Raw genomic sequence first — 21,040 nt, forward strand, 5'->3', positions numbered from 1 at the left:
TTCAAAGCGCAACCGTCGCCAGGCCCGGCAGGACCTTGTCCAGGGTCAGCGGGAACTCGCGAACCCTTACTCCGGTGGCGTTATAGACCGCATTGGCGATCGCCGCGCCGGCACCGCAAACGCCGAGCTCTCCGAGGCCCTTTGCGCCGAAAGGGTTGGCCTTGTCATCGCTCTCCTCCATGAACACGACATCGAGGTCGGGAACGTCGCTGTTGACCGGAACGTGGTACTCGGCAAGGTCATGATTGACGAAACATCCGTAGCGGCGGTCAAGGACGGATTCCTCCATCAAGGCTGCGCCGAGACCCCAGATCATACCTCCGAGTATCTGTGAACGCGCCGTCTTGGCATTGAGAATACGGCCTGCGCCGATCACGGCGAGCAAGCGCCTCGCACGAACCTCTCCCGTGTCGCAATCGACGCTCACCTCGGCGAAATGCGCGCCATACGAATGCTGCGAGAATGCGCGGTAGCTCTCGGTGCTCGCACCGGCCTCGACCGAGCCCGTGGCGTCGAGCCCTTCGGGTGCGACGCGCCGCATAAATTCCGGCAATGCTTCCGTCCGTTCGCCGAAGCGGACCGTTCCTGCGACCATCGAGACGTCGTCAGTCCCGGAATTCTGGTCGGGTGCACCATTTTGCGCGCGCAGCGCGGCCACGATCTTGCGTTTCAGCGCCTCGCACGCACGCAAGAGGGCCGTCCCGGCACTTGCCGCTCCCCAGGAACCGCCGGAGCCTGCGGTCAAGGGAAAGCGGCTATCTCCAAGCTCGATCGTGACTGCCGCAATCGGAACGCCGAGGGTATCGACGGCTATCTGCGTCAGGATGGTGTAGGTCCCCGTACCGATATCGGTCATGTCGAGGCGAGCGGTCACTCGTCCCTCCGCATCGATCCGAACCGAAGCCGCCGCCGCTCCGATGTAGTTCGGCCGGATCGCAGCCGCCATGCCGAGGCCAACCAACTTCCGGCCTTCGCGCAGGCTGCCCGGTTCCGACCTGCGCCGCTCCCAACTGAAGCGCCGCGCGCCCTCCTGCATGCATGCCACGAGGTTACGCGTGGAAAACGGCACCCCGCGCTCGGGATCGAGATCGGGCTCGTTGCGGATCCTGAGCTCGATCGGGTCAAGACCCAGCCGCTCGGCCAACTCGTCCATGGCGCATTCCAGCGCGAGCATGCCTGGCGCCTCGCCGGGAGATCGCATCCACTCGCCTCTGTTGAGGTCGACTGGAACGAGCCGGTGCCGGGTCAGGCGACTGGGCGCGGCATAGAGCGAACGGGCGAAGACCGCCGTCTGCTCGCAGAATTCTTCGACGCGAGAGGTTGCCGACCAGACATCGTGTCCGAGAGCAAGCAGTTTTCCGTCGGAGCTCGCGCCCAATCGAACGGTCTGAAGCATTTCCGCACGGTGCCCGGCATTGGCGAACATCTGCTGGCGCGTCAGGGCGACCTTGACGGGTCTTCCGAGAGTGCGCGCGGCCAGAGCCGCGAGCACCAAATCGGCGTGGACGATGAGTTTGGAGCCGAAACCACCACCGATGTAACGGCTGATCACGCGCACGCGCTCGAGAGGAATGCCGAGGGTCGCGGCGAGACCGGCACGAAAGTTCGAGAGGGTCTGGGCCGAGGTATGGATCGTCACGTCGTCGCCCTGCCAGATCGCCAACGTCGCATGGGGCTCCATCGGATTGTGGTGCTGATAGGGCGTACGGTAGGTCATGTCGATCCGCACCGCCGCCTCGGCAAAGGCCGCATCGAAATCGCCCACTGCACTATCCGTATCAAAGCCTGCATTGGTCCGCTGCGGTGCGTAGGCCGCTCCGCGGCGCTCTTCGAGGCCGAAGTCGCCGGCTGCTTCGTCGTAGCGCACCTTGATGAGGGCCGCAGCGGCGCGTGCCGCCTCGAAGGTCTCGCCGACCACAAGAGCGATGGGCTCGTCATAGTGGCGAATGCGGTCGTCGCGGAGCACGGGTCGCGCACGGGTGAAAACATCGCGCACGGCCGGCGTGACGGCTGGACCAAATTGCGGTTGCGGCGGTGCATTCAGATGCGTCATCACGTGAAGGACGCCCGGCGTTCGTTCGGCCTGGCCGGTTTCGATTTCCAGAATGCGGCCTTTGGCGATGCCCGCACCCAGCACAAAACCGAAAGCCGGAAGCGGGCCCTCCGCAACTTCGTAGGCATAGGTGGCGGTGCCGGTAACCTTGACCGGTCCATCGACGCGGTCGATGGGTTTGCCTATGAGGCTGCCGCCACCGCTTGTGGTATTTCGCTGCGCCTTATCCGTCATAGTGTCCACCAGTTTGCTCGGATCATGCTTGTTCGGCCAGGGAAGCGAGCGTGTAACGCACCGTCCGCTTGCCCAAGGGAATCTTGAAGTCGTTGCCGCCATATCCGGCGGCTCCCGCCAGGGCGGCCTCCGCGGCGTCCGTCAGCACATGGTCCGATAGTGCCGCATCCGCGAGCCTGCTCTCGGTTTCCAGGGCCCGCCAGGGTTTCGGCGCAACGCCGCCCAAGGCGACACGAGCGGTTCGCACCCGATTGCCGGAAACCTCGATGATCGCTGCAACGGAAACGAGGGCGAACGCGTAGGAGGCGCGGTCGCGCACCTTGCGATACGCCTGCCGGCCCGCCGGTGGTGGCGGCAGTGTGACGCCGGTGATCATTTCGCCGTGGGCAAGCACGGTCTCCTGGTGCGGCGTCGTGCCAGGCAGCCGGTAGAGATCTCCGATCGGGATCGAACGCGTTTCACCTCCCGGTGAGACGGTTTCGACTGCAGCGTCGAGCACCGCCATGGCGACCGCCATGTCTGAGGGATGCACGGCAATGCACGCCTGGCTCGTTCCGATGACCGCATGCATCCGGTTGAAGCCCTTCAGTGCGGCGCAACCGGCGCCCGGTTCTCGTTTGTTGCAAGGCATGTTGCGGTCGTAAAAATAGGGGCATCTAGTACGCTGGAGAAGGTTGCCGGCTGTCGAAGCCTTGTTTCGTATCTGGCCGGAGGCGCCCGCCAGCAGCGCCTGAGACAGAACCGAGTAGCGTGACCTGACGATCGGATCGGCGGCGAGATCGCTGTTGCGGACCTGAGCGCCGATATGCAATCCGCCCTCCTCGGTCGGCTCGATACGGTCGAGTCCCAAACGGCCGATGTCGACGAGATGATCCGGGCGCTCGATACCCAGTTTCATCAGATCCAGGAGATTGGTGCCGCCGGCGATGAAACGTGCCGCCGGCCGACGCGCCACAGCCGCAACGGCCGTCTCCACTGTGTCGGCCCGCTGATAGGAGAAGGGCTGCATGCTTCATGACCTCCCTGCCGCATCGCGAATGGCGGCTACGATGTTGGGGTAAGCGGCGCAACGGCAGAGATTGCCGCTCATGCGCTCGCGGATTTCGGCATCGGTGAGATTGTGGGAGGCGGCCGCAACATCGGCGGTTGCGTGGCTCGGCCAACCTTCGCCGACCTCCCGCAGCATTCCGACTGCGGAGCATATCTGTCCGGGTGTGCAATAGCCGCACTGAAAACCATCGTGTTCGATGAATGCCGCTTGCATCGGGTGAAGTTCGTCCTCACCTGCAAGCCCCTCGATCGTGGTGATCTCATCGCCCTCATGCATCGCGGCGAGCGTCAGACAGGCATTGATCCGGCGTCCGTTCACAAGAACGGTGCAGGCTCCGCATTGACCATGGTCGCAACCCTTTTTCGAACCGGTGAGACCGAGATGGTTGCGCAGGGTGTCGAGCAGCGTGGTCCGCGGATCCACTTCCACCGCGACGTCATTGGAATTGATGTTGAGCAGCACCGGCAGCGTGGACGCCGGGCCTGCTGACGGTGCGCCAGCAGCACCGGTTGCAGCGGCGCGCCCGACGGGCAGGCCGGCGATGAGGAGCAGGGTCGTGGCTGCACCGCCCTCGAGCACCGCCCTTCGCGTCGGTCCATTGTCCTTTTGCGTTTCGTCCATGAGTCATCTCCGGATTCGACTGCGAGGTGGATTCCCGCCGCCTGGAACGCGCCGAGCGGCGCGCATCGACAGGAGACAACATGGCCTCCCGCGCCTGCCATTTCTTTCAGGAAATCGGCGGGGTTATCAGGATTCCGGAACAACTTTCGACCGATAGGCGTGAGGGGTGACACCTCGCAGGCGCTTGAATGTCGTGGTGAAGTGGCTCTGGCTCGAGAAACCGCAGCTCAAAGCGATCGCGCTCAGCGTCGTGTCGGTCTCGCACAGGAGCACTTCCGAGCGCCGGATGCGTTCCTCGAGCACATAGGCGTAAGGCGCGAAGCCGGTCGTGACTTTGAAGCGACGCGCAAAAGAATCCGGGGCAACACCGGCGACATCGGCCAAATCGCCGAGGGAAATGTCGCCGTCCAAGTGTGCGTCTATATAGTCACGGACCCGTTTGACGACGCGGCTGCCGAGGGAGCCATGGCGGGGAACCGGTACGGGCTCGTCATCGAAGCCACGTATCCGCAAAGTGACGAGCGCAATCAGATGTTCCATATAGGCCGAGTCGGGGATATGGCCGCTGGATATCTCGCTGCTCAACGATTGCAACAGCGCGCTGATCACATTGTCGCTCTTGTTTATCAGGACCGGCAAATCCTGCAGGTGATCACTGGCGGGAGAGATAGACCGGGGTTTGATCCACAGGGCGGAATAGGTAAGGTCGACGTCCCGATAGGCACCGAGGCGTTCCACCCCCGCGGGCACGAACGTTATCGCACCAGATCGGTCCCGCCCCTCATAAACCATCTTTCCATCGGATCGGATGGAGGTCTGCGATGTGGCGCCTTCCTCCGTCAGGACGAGTACGTGATGCGGCGCCGTCCAGCGAAGTTCGGCTTCCTGACACGCCCACCGCCGACGATCGAAAACGACCGAGGAACCGGCCCAGCAAGCTGTCGTGGGCTGCGCCGGCTGCTCTCCGGCAGTCCGAATTCGCCCACTACCGAAAAGCGGCCTGAAAGACATATCTATCGTCCTGTGTTCTACCGAACCAAACCGCGCCGGCGCCCATGCGCCACCGCCATGCCCCAGGGTCCTCACCTTCTCGCCCGCACGAACTCTCCAGCATCCAAGCCGGTTGCGCCACCAAACCATGTTCAAAGTGTCGTGTAGTGGCTCCCACCAGCCAGGACCAACGGGAACGATCGGGACAATTCCTCGCATGGTGCGCCCGTTTGCATCTGGCTGTCGCAACGTCTTTCGGTGAGATGCGTTATCTTTTGACAAGTCTGTCCGACTGGACCCGAACTGCCCGCAAACGAGCGAAGAAAACGCGATGGCGAAGAGTGTTTCCGTAGCTGAGGAAAAGGATGCTCCAGAACGCCTACTGACGCCGCGGCGGTCGCGGACATTGGCAATCCTTGTCGCGCTCGCCGTGGGATTGGTCGTCTGCTACTTCCTAGCCGTCCCCTTCCTGCCCGCACTCACATGGGCGCTCGTGCTCACCGTGATGTTCCGGCCGCTGCATCGTCGGATCGAAAAACGCTTCCGCTACCCGGAAGCCGCCGCCGGGGCGACCGTGGCGATCGCCGTCTTCGTCGTGGCTGTTCCGCTCACCTTCATGGCGGAACGGTTGGTAAACGAGGCTGCCAAGGGGGCACAGATCGTCGAGGAAGCGGTGAGGTCGGGTAAATGGAGCGATGCGCTCGCCAACCATCCACGCCTTGCACCGGTCGTCGTCTGGGTCGAAACGCAGCTCGATCTGGCCGGGATCGCAGGCAGCGCGACCAGTTGGCTTACCAACTTCAGCGCCTCATTCGTGCGTGGGTCCGTTGCCCAGATCGTCGACGCCATCCTGACATTCTATTTTCTGTTCTATTTCCTGCGTGACGGCCAGCAGGCGCTGGGCGCGCTGAAGGAATATTCCCCTCTCAGCTCGCAGGAGATGAACCGGCTGTTCACGCGGGTAAACGAAACGGTGCAGGCCGTCGTCTTCGGCACGGTGGCCGTTGCTGCCGTACAGGGCGCGATGGGCGGCCTGATGTTCTGGTTGCTCGGTCTGCCGGCGCCCGTAGTCTGGGGCCTCGCCATGGGTTTGCTCGCCGTCGTGCCGGTGCTCGGCGCCTTCATCGTCTGGCTTCCGGCCGCGCTGTCGCTGGCCTTGGGCGGCGAGTGGGGAAAGGCGCTTATACTCGTCGCCTGGGGCGCCGGAGTGGTCGCGACCATCGACAATCTTCTCTACCCCATCTTCGTGGGAGATCGCCTGAAGCTCCACACGCTGACGGCCTTCATGAGCATGATCGGAGGCATAATCGTATTCGGGTCGGCTGGGCTGGTGATCGGCCCGGTAGCCTTCACGGTGACGCTGCTGCTCCTGGATATCTGGCGCCGGCACAATTCGAACCCCGAGGTTTGAGGCGCCGGAAAGGATCGAAACCCCACGGCGCACGACCGTGGGTCGAGGAGAATGGCCCGCCTGAAAATCAGACGGGCAGCTTCATCAGGCAAGCCGTCAGGCGAGGATCACCACGATCTCCAGCGACGAGGGTTCGACGATGACGATCCGACCGTCGGCGAGGATGAAGAACAGGTAACCTTCATATCTCGGCACGATCTTCACGATGCGGGTCGGAAGCGGCTTCAGCCTGACCTTGACGGTTTCCGGTACTGCCACTCCGACGGATACGTCGAAGTCGACGTCGATCGGCTCGACGTTCTCTTCCTTGATGATCTGCGTGATTTCGGTTTTCTGCTCTACCGTCACGTCGACATCTCCGGAAGAGCCGGAGGACTCACCCTGCTCGGTCGACTGGGACTGGCCTTGAGCGGGTTCCTTGGTTTCGCCCTGCGCGGGCTGCTGCTCGGAGTCCTGCTGCTCGGTCTGCGTGTCGGTCCCCGTCTCCCCGCTTTGCGAGCCGCCTTGATCCTGCTGCGTGCCTGTTTCCCCCTGCTGGTCCTGCTGCTGCTGGTCAGGCTGCTTCTGTTGATCTTGCTGATCCTGCTGCTGGCCCTGGTCGGCCGGTTGCTGCTGATCGGCGGGCTGTTTCTGATCTGCCGGCTGTTGCTGGTCCTGGCCCGTCTGCCCGTCCTGCTGTGTCGCACCCCCTTGAGCGTCAGGCTGCTGATCCTGTTGCGCGCCGCCCTGCGGACATTCCGTCCCGGCCGGGCAATCGGTGGATTGCCCCTGTGCCGGCTGTTCCGTCTGTGCAAAGACCTGGGTGGACGCAACCCCGAGGCTCAAAGCGAGCGCACTCTTGATAAGGATACCCTTCATCGGATGTTCTCCATTCGAACGTCCCTTCGAGTAGCCAACTGCGGATTGACAGGATTGTTCCCTGGCAACCCCGCCTGTGCAGAGTAGGAGCGGGATGAGGAAAGTGTGTGCGCACTTCCGGACGGGAAGACGCTACACACTTGCCTTGAAGCACTCTAAGCCTGGATGCCGCCCGCCCCGGCCCCACCGGAACGGACCGGTCCTTCGAACAGTCCCAAATCGTCGCGGCTGAACGCGGCAAGCGTCCATTCCACAGGATCGGCTGCGTCTCGCGGGTGATAAACCAGCCTGTCCGGACTGTCGATCCGGCGCATCGCCTCATGGTCGATCACGCCGGATCTTGCTGCTTCAACCGCCCGTTCACGGTCACCTTCGAACGCGTCGTCGACGAGTTCGTGCGTGAGCATTATCCCTTTGCGAGGGAGACCACGGCCATCCTTGCGGGTCAACATGACCACGGCGACGCCGAGCTCTTCGGCCACTTCCTGCTCGGCCAATACCTCGAACACTGACATTGGACCCTCCATCGATGTCCCGGCGGCGGCGCCGCTACCGCAAAGGCGTCGTCGCTAGCCGCCGTCAGGCATGTGGGAATCGACGCCAAGGGTTTGAAGATTGTTGCGAACCTCCAGCACCCCGGGCACGGCCTCCACCGCTGCCACGAGCCGGCGCGCCATCGCCAAGGTTTCGACAGCACCCTCCAGGGTTACGATGCCCTTGTCGGCGCGCACGTCGATGCTGTTGGGCTCGGCTTCACCGATTTGGCTAAGCAAATCCGTGATCACCGCTTCCAGTTCGTCGCTGTCGATGCGGTCAGGCGGCAGAGGACGACCATTGTCCGCGGAATTTTCCTCAAGACCGTCTGCGCCGGCCTCATCTACGATGAAGCCCTTTCCGCGGTCCTCATCGAAATTCGCGCCGGTAGCGCCATAGCTTCTGTTTTCGGGGCTGCTCGATGTACTGCCGCTACCATCCGCGTAGGGCCATCCTTCGCGAAGATCGCGCTCCTCATAGTCGCGATAGTCCTCGTCGCGCGAGAGCGCCTTATCCTTACGGGGCACTTTCATTGCGATCTCCTTTCATTTTGCAAAGGTCAAACAAAACCGGCAGGCTTTTGTTCAATCCGGCTTGCGGTGACATGACCCATTGGCGGGTGCGATCACTGGTAACCAACCCCGGTTCTCGTTGTTCCGCTCCGGGTCAGACGCCACGGCAGATCGACCGTGATGGCACGGTCGACGAGCCGAGGCCTGGACAATAATTACGAAGGAGAGCTGAACTCGATCTGATTGGCTATGCCGCAGGCGCCGCCGTTGCAGGGCCGTCGGGGACAGACAGCCTCAGGGGCCCGTGGCCTTCCCCAGCTGCACCGAAGCCTTCTTTATAGTTTCTTCGCCGTGCCCCGCCGCGGGCCGGCGCCGCGGGGCGGAGCCTTGGCCTTATCGGGGCCTTCATTTCCGATGCTCCCGACGCCCCCGGCCGGTCCGCGGTCGGGCTGCATTCCACCGGGCTGCAGGTCCGAGGCAGGATCCGACTGAGCCTCCGCATCGATCTCCCGAGCGGCTTCGTGCCAGTACCGCTCATGGTCTCCGTGACGTCTTCCGTCATTTTCCCACAGCTCATAGGCGCGTGCGCGGATGCGCTTGTCCCGTTCATTGTCGGTGGTCATGGCTGAGCCTCCTGGGCGAAACGCAGGTTAGTGCCGATCTGCCGGCTTCGGACTCCCATCGCGAGCATAGGCGCGTACCTCCGGCGGCGGAAGCCAAGATCGACTATCCGTATGTCGGGCAAATATCTTCGCCTTCATCAAGGGGAACAATCGTTAGGCACGGATCGAGACCCGTCAAGGCGGGTCTCGACCGGCGTTTGCTGATCACCAATTCCACGTCTGGCGGCCGTACCAATCGTCTATGTCGCGCCTTACGCGGTCCTTCTCGATTCCGTAACGCTCCTGGATCTTTCCTTCGAGCTGCTCGCGGCTGCCGGAGATCTGGTCCAGATCGTCGTCGGTGAGCTTGCCCCACTGCTCCTTGACCTTGCCTTTGACCTGCTTCCAGTTACCTTCCACACGATTCCAGTCCATGAGTAGTCCTCCTGGTTCAATTGCATCGAAGATTGAACTCATGAGAACGCATTTGGTTCATCGAGCCGGCCGCGATCGTGCTTTCCGGGAGACCGGCCGTCGGACGTGACGCTACAGACACAAAGTTGTGTTACCCAGGGAACTCGACCTTGCGGGGCTTCTCTGCTTCTATCATGCGAGCACTGTTTCCAATCTATCCAAAGCGGGGCGGACGATGGTTTACGATCGGGATAAGAAGCGCATGCGTCGCCGTCACGTGCTGCGGTTTTTCGCGGCGCTCGCTCTGCCCGCCCTCCTGCTCGGCTCCGCCATCGCGGCAGCGGAATGGGCCGCGCCCGATCCGCCCGCGCGTGCCGACGCCCAACAGGCGGCAGCCCGGCAGTAAATCGTTTCGGCCTGAAAGTGCGTGCGGCTTTCCGTCCGCGCTCCGCCCTAACGGGTTTCACTCGAAATGCTCCCGACAAGCCGCCTTACGGTTCGCTCCACGGAATCCTGCCAGGCAGGCATGGCCCGGCCGAAGGCCGCGGTGAATTTGGCGCTTGACAGCGAGGAGTTGGGAGGGCGGCTTGCAGGTGTCGGAAACGCCCCCGTCGCGATGTCCCGAACATGCGCCCAGGGACCGCCTTCGGCACGGCTCGCCGAAAGAGCATGCCGCGCGAAATCGGCCCGGCTTACGACGCCCGTGCCAGCGAGGTGGTAGAGGCCGAAGGCGGCGTCCTGATCGGATTTCGTCAGGCGCGCCGAAATATCGAGGATGGCATCCGCAAGGTCGATCGCCGATGACGGATTTCCCTGTTGGTCCGCAACGACCGCGATATCCTCGCGCTCCTCTGCGAGCCGCAGGATGGTCTTGACGAAGTTCTTCCCGAAGGAGCTGTAGACCCAGCCCGTGCGAAGGATGAGATGGCGGGGCGTTGCCTCGGCAACTGCGGTTTCTCCGGCAAGCTTGGATGCGCCGTAGACGCTGAGCGGAGCCGGTGTGTCGCCCTCCACATAGCTCCCCTGTTTGCTCCCGTCGAAGACATAGTCCGTCGAGATATGGATGATCGGCACTTCGAGGCATGCGGCCGCCTCAGCGACCGCGCCGGCCCCGAACGCGTTGGTCGCGAACGCCGCCTCCGGTTCGCTTTCGGCCTGGTCGACGGCCGTATAGGCTGCTGCGGAGACGACGAGGTCCGGCCGGCACCGCTCGATCGCCGGCAGGATCGTTGCCGGCTCCTTGAGATCGAGATGCGGCCGCCCGATTGTAACGACTTCCGCGCCCGGCCAACGACCAGACCGTTCCACCAGGCTGAGGGCCAACTGCCCCTCGCAGCCGGTCACGGCAATTCTCACGCAACGCTCCGATGCTGCTCGCCGATGCGGGCGCCGGAATAGCGCTCGCGCCGGATCGGCTCCCACCACCACCTGTTTGCGAGGAACCAGTCGACAGTCTCGCTCAGTCCGCCCTCGAAGCTCCGCTTCGGCCTCCAGCCAAGCTCACGCTCGGCCTTCGAGGGATCGATCGCATAGCGCCGGTCGTGACCGGGCCGGTCCGGAACAAGGGTGATGAGGTCCCGATAGCTATTACCGCCCTTTCGCGGCGACCGGGCGTCGAGCAGATCGCAGATGCATTCCATGACCGACAGATTGTTGCGCTCGGCACGGGCGCCGATATTGTAGCTCTCCCCCGGCCTGCCCCGGCTGACGACCAGTTCCAGCGCAGTCGCATGATCGTCGACATGGAGCCAGTCGCGCACATTCGCTCCCGAGCCGTAGAGCGGCAACGGCTTCTCCTCGATGGCGTTGATGATCGTCAGGGGGATCAGCTTCTCGGGAAAATGGAACGGGCCGTAATTGTTGGAGCAGTTCGAAACGACCACCGGAAGGCCGTAGGTGTGGTGCCACGCACGTGCGAAATGATCAGCTGCCGCTTTCGAGGCCGCGTAGGGGGACGAAGGTGCGTAGCGCGTCTCCTCGGAAAAAATCCCGCGGTTGAACGGAAGGTCGCCGAAGACTTCGTCGGTCGAGACATGGTGAAACCGGAAGCGCTCTTGCTCCTCGGTGCCGAGCCCCGACCAGTAGGCCAGTGCGGCGTTGAGCAATCGCACCGTGCCGAGGACATTCGTCTCCATAAACGGGTCGGGGCTCTCGATCGAACGGTCGACATGGCTCTCGGCAGCAAGATGCATGATCGCATCGATCCGCTCCCGGCGCATGATCTGCAGCAGAACCTGTTCGTCGCGGATATCGGCCCGGTAGAAGGCATAGTGCGGATCGCTTTCCACCGCCCGTAGCGACGCAAGGCTGCCGGCATAGGTCAGCTTATCGACATTGACGACGCGCTCGGCCCCGCTTCGGATCAGATGCCGGCAAACCGCCGATCCAATGAAACCCGCGCCACCCGTTACCAAAACTCGCATGGTTTCTCCCCTCATGCGGTGAACTCGAAAACAATGGATTCGTGGAGCAATGGTGCGTTCCTGTCCTTCGCGGACAGTTGCAGATGGTCGGTAGCGGCAGGCCAGCCTATGCCGATCTCGGGATCGTCGTATCGGATCGACCGCTCATGCTCGGCGCTGTAATGCTCGCTCACCTTGTAGAGGACTTCCGTTTCCGGCTCGAGCGTGACGAGGCCGTGGGCGAAGCCGACAGGCACCAGAATCTGGTTCCATTTTTCGGCCGAGAGTTCGAGACCGACCCATTTCGCGAAGGTCGGCGAACCTTTGCGAATGTCGACCACGACATCGAACACCCTGCCTCGAACAACGCGAACGAGCTTTGCCTGCGCCTTGGGCGAGAGCTGATAGTGCAGGCCGCGCAGCGTGCCCGCAGCTGCGGAATAGGAATGGTTGTCCTGTACGAAGGTCTCCGCGACGCCGTTGGCGGCGAGGGTCTCCGCATTGTAGGTCTCCGAAAAGAAGCCCCGCTCGTCGCCGAGCCTGTGCGGGACGATCTCCAGAACCCCGTCGAGGCCAAGGGGCCTTACATCAAGCATCAGAGAGCTCCCTGACCCGTCGCCGGAGATAGATCGCATAGTCGTTTTTGCCGAGCAGGGCGGCACGCTCGAGCACCTGATCCGCCGAAACGTAGCCGAGCTCGAAGGCGATTTCTTCCGGGCACATGATCTTGACGCCCTGCCGGTGCTCGATCGTGCGTACGAAGGAAGCGGCATTGTGCAGGCTGTCGTGCGTGCCCGTATCGAGCCAGGCATAGCCCCGCCCGAGGCGGCAGACGTGAAGGTCGCCGCGCTCCAGATAGGCCCGGTTCACATCGGTGATTTCCAGTTCGCCCCGTGCTGAAGGTTTGATTGAAGAAGCGATGTCAAGTACGCTGTTTTCATAGAAATAAAGGCCGGTCACCGCCCAGCTGGATTTCGCCCGCTCCGGTTTCTCCTCGATCGTCACGGCCCGTCCGGTCTCTCCATCGAAACTGACGACGCCGTAGCGCTCGGGATCATCCACACGATAGGCGAAGATCGTGGCACCGCTCGACCGGGCCGCGGCATCGCCGCAAAGCTCGGGCAGGCCGGCGCCGTAGAAAATATTGTCTCCGAGGATAAGCGCCACCGAGCTGTTGCCGATGAAATCCCGGCCGATGACGAAGGCTTCGGCGAGTCCGTTCGGCTCCGGCTGCTCGGCATAGGAGATCGCGAGGCCGAACTGGCTGCCGTCCCCCAGCAGTTCCTCGAACAGCGGCCGGTCCCTGGGCATGGTGATCACCAGTATCTCGCGAATACCGGCCAGCATCAGCATGCCGAGCGGGTAATAGATCATCGGCTTGTCATGGACAGGGAGCAGTTGCTTCGAAACCGAGATCGTCACCGGGTACAGCCTGGTTCCCCGGCCGCCCGCAAGGATGATGCCCTTCATGCGCCCACTCCGGTCGAGGCCATCATCTTGCTTGCGCTCCTGCGCCGTCGCCCGGTCCGATCGCCGCGGCGCCGACGGGACTGAGCCTGCCGCAGCGCCAGAGGCTATAGGAAGGCTCGGTGTCCCAGTCGTAGTAATAGGCAGCCGTCAGCCGGCCTGCCTCGATCAGTTCGCCGAAGGTCGCGCGCATGACATGGATCGCCTCCCCTCGCGATCGATCGTCCACCGGGCAGGAGCGCGCCTTGTTTGCGATCCCCCACTCCGTGACCCAGCAGGACTTGCCGGTTCCCGCGGTCCGGCAGAAATCGAGAATGCTTCTGACCCGCGCTGCAATAGCTGGCGCGGCTTTCCTTCCGGGGTAGATGTGGATGCCATAGGCATCGACCAGACTGTCGATGCCGCGTTGACGAAGGAGCGCGACGAATTCGCCGGGATCGAGCCTTTCCATTCCGCGCCTGTCGGCTTCTGCGGCGCTCATATCCGAGAGACCGGCGGAAATGACGGCTGCGTCGCGGCTGTGTACGGTTTTGCGCAGCTCCGATCGGCTGATCTCCAGCGCCTTGACGTAGTTGTCGAGGCCGCGTTCAAACCTTGTCCGCTCCCGTAGCTCGGCGATGCTGCGCGGCGATCGGGCGCCCGGTTCTCGATAGACGGCAAGATCGCCGTTGTAGCCGGCATAGTTGATCTCATTTCCCGGCTCGATCGCTACAAGACGAACGCCGAGGGCATCGATGCGTTGAAGCGCTTGCCGCAATTCCCTGCGATACCGAACAAGATCCAAATCCGACAGTCGATAGACGTCCCAGATACGGCCATGGCCCGTTCTCGGTCTGAGGCTCTGGGGATAGTAGCTTTTGTTTCCCAGCTGAATCTCGAGAAGGATGCGCAGACCCAGGCGGTGGGCGATTGCCAGCGCCTCTATGCTCTTGTCCACCGGACGCGAAAGCGAAAGACGGACATCCGTCGCGCCGCTGGCAGCGATGTCGGTCAGTATTCTCTCCTGGTCGCCCCGGGGCAGCCAGGCAAGATTCATCCGATTGACGCCAATGCGAGCAGCCGAAGCTTCATCGGCATGCGCGGGTGCGGAAAGCGTCAGCAAGGCGCCGAGGAACAATGCTGCTGCTCCTCGGTTCGCTGAAGTCCCGGGCCGCAAACCGCTGCGCACTTTCCCCGGAATTGCTCTAGAGCCCGACATGCGCCAGAGCATTGCGGAAGTTGGTCTCACAGGCCGAGTACCGGTCGATGACAGCCTGCGAATCGATCTTGGAAAGGAAGCTGGCAAGATAGGCCTTCCTGTCCGGCTCCCGGTTCCAGACTGCCGCCTCCATGTAGGGGAAGCCGATGAATTCCAGCATTTCCCGCATGCGATCGTCGACCGCGATCATGAGCGACGGTACGCCCGCCTGCATGCCGATGATGCAGCCGTGAAAACGGCGCCCGAAGCAGAGATCGCGCGCGGAGACCCAGCTTCGCCATTGATTGGTGTCGAAGAACACCAGAAGCTCGTGTTTGCGCTGCCATTTCTCCGAATGCTTGTAGGCGGTCTGGCCGGTGATGCGCCCGCTTGCTCGGTCGTAAACGGGCAAGTCGTCGTCCACGGGAAGGGAGAGATTGTAGGCGACCACCTCGTCCTGGACGACGTAGCTCGCGACGCTCTCCGGTTTCAGCAGCGCGTGGGCATCGACGATCGTATCGGCCACGCTTCCGAGATAGCCTCCGAAGGCGATCTTCTGGGAGGAAGCGAGATCCGGATTGGCGAGCGCGGCGAGCGAACGCTTCATCTCGGCCGGCGCGAAGAAGAGCGAGGGGCAACCCGTCGGCTTGACGAACTTCATCCCCTGCTCTCTCAGGAACTCGGCCGTGAAATAACCGCGCGTGAGGAAGAAGCTCTCTTTGTTCCTCAGCACTTCCAGGAACTTGAGCGTGCCGGCAGGCAGGTTTTCCTTGAGCCCTTCCCGCCGCTGGATACCAATCCCCATGATCACCACCGGCATCTTCAGTTTCTCGAACACTTCCGCTTCGAGATCCGCCGAGTAGCCCGGGCGCAGGAGGTTGGCCGAAGCGAAGACGCAGATGTCGAATTCCTCGTTGAGGCTTTCATAAGCCTCGTCGGAATTCCTGTTGTTGACGAGATGCCAGAAGGGCAAATAGGTGACGTCATGCCCGCGCAGGGCATGGGCCGCGCCCTCGCCGATCAGATAGTTGCCGGTATTGGCGATCTTCTTGACCTGATCGATCAGTTCCTTCTTGGTTCTGACCTCGTCGAAATAGGGCCTGTGCCGAACCTCCGCGCCGGACACGCCCGAGACGGTTCGCTGCAGATAGGACGGGATTCCCGTAAGCAAGATACGCATCGATTACACCTGAGATTAGAGCCTGCAAACGCTCGCGTAGATTTATTGCCCGATCCCGATCTCCCGGAGAGCCGAGCGGAACGTGCGCTCGCGATCGGAATATCTGTCGACCAGTTCGGAAGCATTGAGCCCGGCCAGGTGGTCGGCGACGAATTCGGCCCGGTTTTCCGCCTTGTCGACCTCGACTGCGTCGATCGCCGGCAGGCCCGTGTAGCCGAGCATTTCGCGCATCCGGTCGTCCACCGCCACCATCAGGCTCGGCACGGCCGCCTGCATCGCGATGATCGAGCCGTGAAAACGCCGGCCGAAATTGAAATCCATGGAAGACGCCCAGGCACGCCACTGGTTCGTATCGAAGAAGGTCCGCACGTCGAAGGGCGTTTTCAGTCTTTCAGTGCCCGGATAGCTCAGTTCCCCGAGCATCGTGCCGGAGGCGGAGTCGTAGACCCGGCCGTCGCCGTTCGCTTCGACGTTCATGTCGAAATGGAGGAACTCGTCCTGGATGACGTATTGGGGCCGCGAACCCTCGGGCGCCAGCGCCGCGGCGTCGACGATGCAATCGTGGTTGGCACCCAGATAGCCGGAGAAGATGGTCCGCGCCTTGCCGACCGGTACATTGGGCAGCTTCTTCAGCGAGGCGCGCATATTGTGCGGCATCAGATAGATGGAAGGGCAGCCCGTCGGCTGCACATAGGAGAAGCCCTGGTCCTTCAGGAAACCGGCGGTTTCGAACCCGCGCGTCAGGAAATAGTGCTCACGCTCCTTGAGAACGTCCAGAAGCCGCTTCGTACCTTCAGGCAGGCTGTTTTCAAGGTCTCGGCGGTTCTGCAGGCCGATACCGAGCATGACGATCGGCATCTTGAGCTTGCCAAGCACTTCCGCTTCGGCATCCGCAGACAGGCCCTTGCGCAGAAGGTTCGCGCAGGTGAAGACGCAGATGTCGAAATTGGCGTTGAACTCGTCGAGTCCGACGCCGTTCTGGCTGCAATTATAAAGGTGCCAGAACGGGACCTGCTTCGCATGCGGGGCAATCGCGCGCAGCGCCCCCTCGCCGATCAGGTAATTTCCCGTATTGCTGATATTGCGAAGCTCCTGGAGAAACTCCTCCTTCGTCTCGGGCTGTTTCTGTCGCTCCGAATAGGAGACGGACAATCCCTGGGCGCCGTTGGCGAGGCGCGTGTAATGACCAGGAATTCCCGTCACGAGGATCCGTGGACGCATGCAATCGACCCTTCTTCTTGAAACCGGCGGGGCCTCAGCCCACGGCCGCAACTCCGGGATTGGATGCTTCGCGCCCACGGATAACCGTTGCGCGCGAAAGCGACGAATTGTTCACGGAACGGTCGCACCAGCCGAGGAACTCGGAGAAGGAGGACGTCCATGAGCGCCGAGCCGCCGTTCTCAGGCACCCCTCCATGAGGGGCGCGAGCATCTGACGGTTGTGGGCCACCTCCTCGATGGCCTTTGCCATGTCCCGGACCACCTGCGGATCGGCGGCGGCCTCGATGAGGATGCCGTCCTCGCCGTCGGTTATGAGTTCGTCGACGGCACCGACCGACGTCGCGATCGGCACGCAGCCGAGCTGCTGCGCCTCGGCGATCATCAAGGGAGCGCCCTCCCAGCGCGACGGCATCAGAAGGACATCCGCCCAACCGAGTGCCTTGATCAGATCCTTGCTTGCGAAGACCGGCGGGCGCACCTCGACGCCGAGGTCCTTCAGGCGATCCGTCCACGACAAGGTGGCATCCGCGAGGATTTCCCCGCCGATCGCCCGGGCATCGAAGGGCACGCGCGAAGCCCGCAATTCGGCGAACGCCGCAGCGAGACGGTCGATCCCCTTCTGCTGATCGAGCCGGCCCATATAGAGGACCCGAAGCCGATCGTCCTTGCGTTCGATGCGCCTGACCGACAGCACCTCCGCGAGCACCTTGGGCGGCACGGAGAAGCTCGCGCCGTTGGGGACGGCGAAGATCTTTTCATAGGGAACGCCGAAGCTGTGCAGATAGATCTTGAGTTGCTCGGAGCAGGTCAGGAAGGCATCGTAGCAATGCTCGTGGGCTATCGCCGCGAAGGGCTGGCCGGCAGGCCTTTTGAAGCCGGTATTGTCGACCACGTGAAGGTAGCAGGCCGTGCGCGTCCCCTCCGAGCGCAACCGTGCGATAAGCGGATGCACTGCCATGACGTGATTGTTGATCACGAGGTCGAAGCCGGAAAGCTGACCCTTGAGCGCGGCCCAATCGACGTCGTGGCCCTCGGCGATGAAGTCCTGCCCCAGGAAAGAGCCGGAGCCGCCCCAGGCGGGAATGCCCTGGTCCCAGAAGTGAATATAGTCGAAGCTCTGATCGAACTCGTCGATCACATCCATCCTGGATGTGCCGAGCACGAAGAGATGGGTCTCGTAGCCGGCGGCCTTCAGCTCGCGCGAGGCCGCATATACGACCTTCTCGGCGCCGCCGAAGGATGCATTCGGAACAAGCAGGGCTGCGGTCTTCCTGCCCCCCTCGCTATGACCGAGCGGCAACACCGGCGAGCCACCGATCTCATGGCGAAGCGCCTTGTGGAGGTCGGAATAGGGAACGAGCCGTGCCGGACGCCAGGTCCAGCGTTTGCCGGCGGTCCGCCGCAGCGGACTGGTCGCGATGGCGTTGACGCAGTTGATCATCACCTGCTGGGGCGTGATGAGCGAGCGTCGGGGCAGGCTTCTCGGGAAAGGGAAGCGGACTTTCAGAATTGCCGATGTCGGCCATACCTGCTGGTTGCCGATGGAGGCAAACCAGTCCAGCGCCTTGTTGTGAATGACGTCGCGCACGAGCGAAGTGGACAGGAAGATGAGGTCGGCCGGCGCGTTGTGCTGGGCGCCCGCCTCCAGGAATACCGGCTCGATCTTGCGCTGCGCCGCATCGTTGCCAAGCTGGACGAAGACCACGTTCGCCTTCTCGCTCAGGCGCTCCAGGTGCGAGAGCACGTTCGGCAGCATCCGTGAGCGCAGCAGCAGGTCGAGGGTGGCGCCGCTTCCGGCGATCAGGAAGGGCGGGAAGTGAACGTTGTCCGGCTCGCCGATGCTCGCCCAGAAGGCTGGAATGATATCGTCAAGACGAAGCCGCTTGGCCGTTTTGGTCGGATCCGTGAAGAACGAAATGGCGGCATCTTCCGTCCGTGCGAAAAGATAGCGCGGGCATTCCTCGTGCTCGAAATCGACCAGCATTGGCCGCTGGAACAGCGCACGGTGACGCTTTCTGAGGAAGCTCACCGAGGCGGCGCGATCGCGATTCGCCTCCTTGAAGCGGCTTTCCGCCCTCAGCCGGTATTCGAAGGTCGTGTCGTGGCACGGCGCCCCCACGAAGCCCTGCTCGATGCAGGACAGCCAGAATTCCCAATCCTCGAAACCGTTTTGCCTGTCGTCGTCGAAGCGGACCCCCGCCCGGAACACGTCGATCGAGATCATCGAGCCGGTGTCGCAAATATTGTCCGTGACGCAGTGCAGGAGCCGCGAGTAGCGATTGCCGTAGTGAGCGCGCCAGCTCACCGAGAACGTGTCGATATTGGTATAGATCCAGCCGCAACCGCTGGCGCGCAGTTGCCGGTAGAGAGTCTCGATGGTCCCGGGCAAGACGCGATTGTCGGCGTCGAGAAAATAGACCGCCTCGGCTTCCGGCAGATTCGCGAGCACGTAGTCGATCGCGCGATTGCGCGCCCCGCCCGGCCCGGCATTGGCCCCAAAAAGCACATGAACCGCAGGATGGGCCGCCGCATAGAGCAGCAATTGATCGAATGTCTCCTGCCGCGGATCACCATCGACGGACACCACGACTGCCACCCTGCACCCGGCAAGCTTCGAAGCAAGCACGGACTCGATCGCCTCCAGGACGAGGGCCGCATGGCCATAAAGCGGCATTGCCACCACGATCAGGTCCGAGTTTTCCCTATTTCCGGACATTGGACGCCCCTGCGGACTGCTTTACCAATCGGAAGCCGGAGACCTTGAGCCAGGAGAAATCCACCGTATCCGTCACCGCACGGCTGAGGATCATGAGGTCCATCGGCTCACGCACGGGTTTATCCAATTGAAAGTTCACGTTGACCGCCTGCTCGGCGGTGACCTCGCGCCAGCCGCTGAAGAAGGCCGAGGGCTTGGCAGCCCCCTTTCGTGCGAGCTCCGCCACTTCCGAGCGCGCATTGGAGTTCGCCGGAGCGAGCAGGAAGCTCACGGCCGCGGGTGCGCCCTTCGGGTGATCGATGATCGCGCTTGCGGAGAAGGAGATGGTGCCGGGTTCCACGGCGCGGCCGATCGTGCCGGCGGAGATTCCGCTCGGCAGCGGGTGGCAAACGACCGCATTCTCGTGTTCGAGGAAGCGGACGGTCTGGAACTCGGGAACGACCGGCGTGACCGATACGTCGACGATCTGGCTCAGCAATTCGACCGCCAGACGATAGTCCTCGATGAAATGGCCCTCGAGCAAGGCGGTGGGAGCAATCATGTTCGGCATGCGCGTCGGTTTGACGCCGGGCAGTCCCGTAAAGACGCGGAACGCCAGGGGCCGGAGATCGAGATCAGGATGCGGGGTTTCCGATCTGGCTGTGTACCGCTCGCTCGCGATTGGATAGCCGAGTGAAAGCCCTACAGTCTCCGTGCCGGTCGTGGAGATTCTGAGCCGCAGCGTTCTCGCCGCGCCGCCGCAAGCGCGTGGCAGGGCGAGGAAATTCCAGTTTGCCGCGAGCTGTGCATAGGGGACGGTCCATTCGGCCACGCCCTCGCCGTTCTCGACATAGCCCAGCATGACGATCAGCTCGCCGCCGTCCCTGGGCACGGAATGAAGGTGCAGCGCGATCCCGGCCACGCCAAGACTGGAGACCGGAAGAAGCTGCTCGACACATCCGGTCGCAAGGAGCTGCCCGATGCCCTCGTCCTTCGGGTCGGCATAAGGGTCATGGGCAAATATCTCCGCGACCGGCTCCCAGTTGCGGGCCTGAAAGGCATCCTCCAGCGCGCGGTAATTTTCGAGCAGCGTTTCCCGCTCACGCCGGAGAATGGCGAGCTCGGCGGTTACCGACGACGTGAAGCGGGAGAGCCGGCCCACTCCACCCTCCACCAGCGACTGCACGAGCGCAAGGCTCTCCGCCTTACCGCCCACGTCGATCCGCTGGAGCGGTATTTCGGGAATGGTGCCAAGAGCATTGATCGACGCAAGCGCCTCCCGCAGATCGGCCTCACCCTCATCCGAGAAGGCAAGCGCGATCAGAGGAAAGGCGTTCTGCAGGGGGGATCGCGAAGCTGCATCCGGATCGAGAAAATGCACCAGATGCTCGATGTCGCTCCCTTCGAAATTTTCCCGGTCCAGACCGGACGCCACAACGAGCCTTCGCTTCGCCGGCGACTGCCTCACGTTAGAAGACATCAACTCTTGCACGCAGCGACCCCAGAATAAATCGATTTATCCAGAAGATGAAATTGATGGCCTGGAAATATTCTTGCCCCAGAACCTCACGGAGAAAACCATATCCGTGGATTCCGCAGTGCACAACAATAGATTCCT

General features: G+C 62.6%; 20 protein-coding genes. 2 read left to right on the plus strand and 18 right to left on the minus strand.

All coding sequences use genetic code 11. The annotated features are described in order from the left end of the window. Position 1: 1 nt before the first annotated feature. The 4 genes from AC5J09_RS07600 to AC5J09_RS07615 all read right to left on the minus strand — a co-directional run bounded on the left by AC5J09_RS07600 (position 2) and on the right by AC5J09_RS07615 (position 4,970). On the minus strand, positions 2–2,287 hold the full coding sequence (locus AC5J09_RS07600) for a xanthine dehydrogenase family protein molybdopterin-binding subunit (RefSeq protein WP_494297306.1): 2,286 nt from the start codon (positions 2,285–2,287) through the stop codon (positions 2–4). Positions 2,288–2,309: 22 nt separating this feature from the next. Beyond that, positions 2,310–3,296, minus strand: coding sequence for an FAD binding domain-containing protein (locus AC5J09_RS07605; RefSeq protein ID WP_494297307.1), 987 nt, complete (start codon positions 3,294–3,296; stop codon positions 2,310–2,312). 3 nt (positions 3,297–3,299) lie between these two features. Further along, positions 3,300–3,959 (minus strand): 2Fe-2S iron-sulfur cluster-binding protein, encoded by a 660-nt coding sequence (locus AC5J09_RS07610; protein WP_494297308.1) that lies wholly within the window; start codon positions 3,957–3,959, stop codon positions 3,300–3,302. A gap of 126 nt (positions 3,960–4,085) precedes the next feature. Further along, a complete protein-coding gene (locus tag AC5J09_RS07615; protein WP_494297309.1) occupies positions 4,086–4,970 on the minus strand; it encodes a helix-turn-helix domain-containing protein in 885 nt (294 codons plus the stop codon). 310 nt (positions 4,971–5,280) lie between these two features. On the opposite strand from AC5J09_RS07615, the gene AC5J09_RS07620 reads away from it, so the two are divergent. Then, on the plus strand, positions 5,281–6,360 hold the full coding sequence (locus AC5J09_RS07620; protein ID WP_100670234.1) for an AI-2E family transporter: 1,080 nt from the start codon (positions 5,281–5,283) through the stop codon (positions 6,358–6,360). A gap of 96 nt (positions 6,361–6,456) precedes the next feature. On the opposite strand, the gene AC5J09_RS07625 is transcribed toward AC5J09_RS07620, so the two are convergent. The 5 genes from AC5J09_RS07625 to AC5J09_RS07645 form a co-directional block, all read right to left on the minus strand. Further along, complete coding sequence (locus AC5J09_RS07625) at positions 6,457–7,218, minus strand: DUF1236 domain-containing protein (protein WP_494297310.1); 762 nt, start codon at positions 7,216–7,218, stop codon at positions 6,457–6,459. A 155-nt stretch (positions 7,219–7,373) separates the two neighbouring features. Further along, positions 7,374–7,733, minus strand: a complete 360-nt coding sequence (locus AC5J09_RS07630; RefSeq protein ID WP_494297311.1) for a hypothetical protein — start codon at positions 7,731–7,733, stop codon at positions 7,374–7,376. 54 nt (positions 7,734–7,787) lie between these two features. Continuing rightward, on the minus strand, positions 7,788–8,285 hold the full coding sequence (locus AC5J09_RS07635; protein WP_494297312.1) for a BON domain-containing protein: 498 nt from the start codon (positions 8,283–8,285) through the stop codon (positions 7,788–7,790). A gap of 314 nt (positions 8,286–8,599) precedes the next feature. Beyond that, a complete protein-coding gene (locus AC5J09_RS07640; RefSeq protein WP_494297313.1) occupies positions 8,600–8,887 on the minus strand; it encodes a DUF2934 domain-containing protein in 288 nt (95 codons plus the stop codon). Positions 8,888–9,091: 204 nt separating this feature from the next. Beyond that, positions 9,092–9,301 carry a CsbD family protein gene (locus AC5J09_RS07645; RefSeq protein WP_003528984.1) on the minus strand — a complete coding sequence of 70 codons (210 nt, stop codon included), beginning with the start codon at positions 9,299–9,301 and terminating at the stop codon, positions 9,092–9,094. A 241-nt stretch (positions 9,302–9,542) separates the two neighbouring features. Between AC5J09_RS07645 and AC5J09_RS07650 the strand changes: the two genes are divergently transcribed. Continuing rightward, positions 9,543–9,686 (plus strand): hypothetical protein, encoded by a 144-nt coding sequence (locus tag AC5J09_RS07650; RefSeq protein WP_198516656.1) that lies wholly within the window; start codon positions 9,543–9,545, stop codon positions 9,684–9,686. A 47-nt stretch (positions 9,687–9,733) separates the two neighbouring features. On the opposite strand, the gene rfbD is transcribed toward AC5J09_RS07650, so the two are convergent. From rfbD to AC5J09_RS07695, 9 genes are all read right to left on the minus strand, one after another. After that, positions 9,734–10,636, minus strand: a complete 903-nt coding sequence (rfbD, locus tag AC5J09_RS07655) for a dTDP-4-dehydrorhamnose reductase (RefSeq protein WP_494297314.1) — start codon at positions 10,634–10,636, stop codon at positions 9,734–9,736. Next, a complete protein-coding gene (gene rfbB, locus AC5J09_RS07660) occupies positions 10,633–11,703 on the minus strand; it encodes a dTDP-glucose 4,6-dehydratase (protein WP_494297315.1) in 1,071 nt (356 codons plus the stop codon). The genes rfbD and rfbB overlap by 4 nt, the downstream gene beginning before the upstream one ends. 11 nt (positions 11,704–11,714) lie before the next feature. After that, positions 11,715–12,278 carry a dTDP-4-dehydrorhamnose 3,5-epimerase gene (gene rfbC / locus AC5J09_RS07665; protein ID WP_494297316.1) on the minus strand — a complete coding sequence of 188 codons (564 nt, stop codon included), beginning with the start codon at positions 12,276–12,278 and terminating at the stop codon, positions 11,715–11,717. Then, on the minus strand, positions 12,271–13,152 hold the full coding sequence (gene rfbA, locus AC5J09_RS07670; RefSeq protein WP_324763667.1) for a glucose-1-phosphate thymidylyltransferase RfbA: 882 nt from the start codon (positions 13,150–13,152) through the stop codon (positions 12,271–12,273). The genes rfbC and rfbA overlap by 8 nt, the downstream gene beginning before the upstream one ends. Positions 13,153–13,174: 22 nt before the next feature. After that, positions 13,175–14,266, minus strand: a complete 1,092-nt coding sequence (locus tag AC5J09_RS07675; protein WP_324763666.1) for a glycoside hydrolase — start codon at positions 14,264–14,266, stop codon at positions 13,175–13,177. 67 nt (positions 14,267–14,333) lie between these two features. Next, on the minus strand, positions 14,334–15,506 hold the full coding sequence (locus AC5J09_RS07680; RefSeq protein WP_018098849.1) for a polysaccharide pyruvyl transferase family protein: 1,173 nt from the start codon (positions 15,504–15,506) through the stop codon (positions 14,334–14,336). A 42-nt stretch (positions 15,507–15,548) separates the two neighbouring features. After that, the gene (locus tag AC5J09_RS07685; protein ID WP_003529003.1) at positions 15,549–16,727 is read right to left on the minus strand and encodes a polysaccharide pyruvyl transferase family protein; all 1,179 of its coding nucleotides are present in this window, start codon (positions 16,725–16,727) and stop codon (positions 15,549–15,551) included. A 34-nt stretch (positions 16,728–16,761) separates the two neighbouring features. After that, complete coding sequence (locus AC5J09_RS07690; RefSeq protein WP_338281274.1) at positions 16,762–19,443, minus strand: glycosyltransferase; 2,682 nt, start codon at positions 19,441–19,443, stop codon at positions 16,762–16,764. Beyond that, on the minus strand, positions 19,430–20,902 hold the full coding sequence (locus AC5J09_RS07695) for a DUF6212 domain-containing protein (RefSeq protein WP_100670224.1): 1,473 nt from the start codon (positions 20,900–20,902) through the stop codon (positions 19,430–19,432). Before AC5J09_RS07695 ends, AC5J09_RS07690 begins: the two co-directional genes overlap by 14 nt. Positions 20,903–21,040 lie beyond the last annotated feature (138 nt).

Source organism: Sinorhizobium sp., assembly GCF_059070375.1.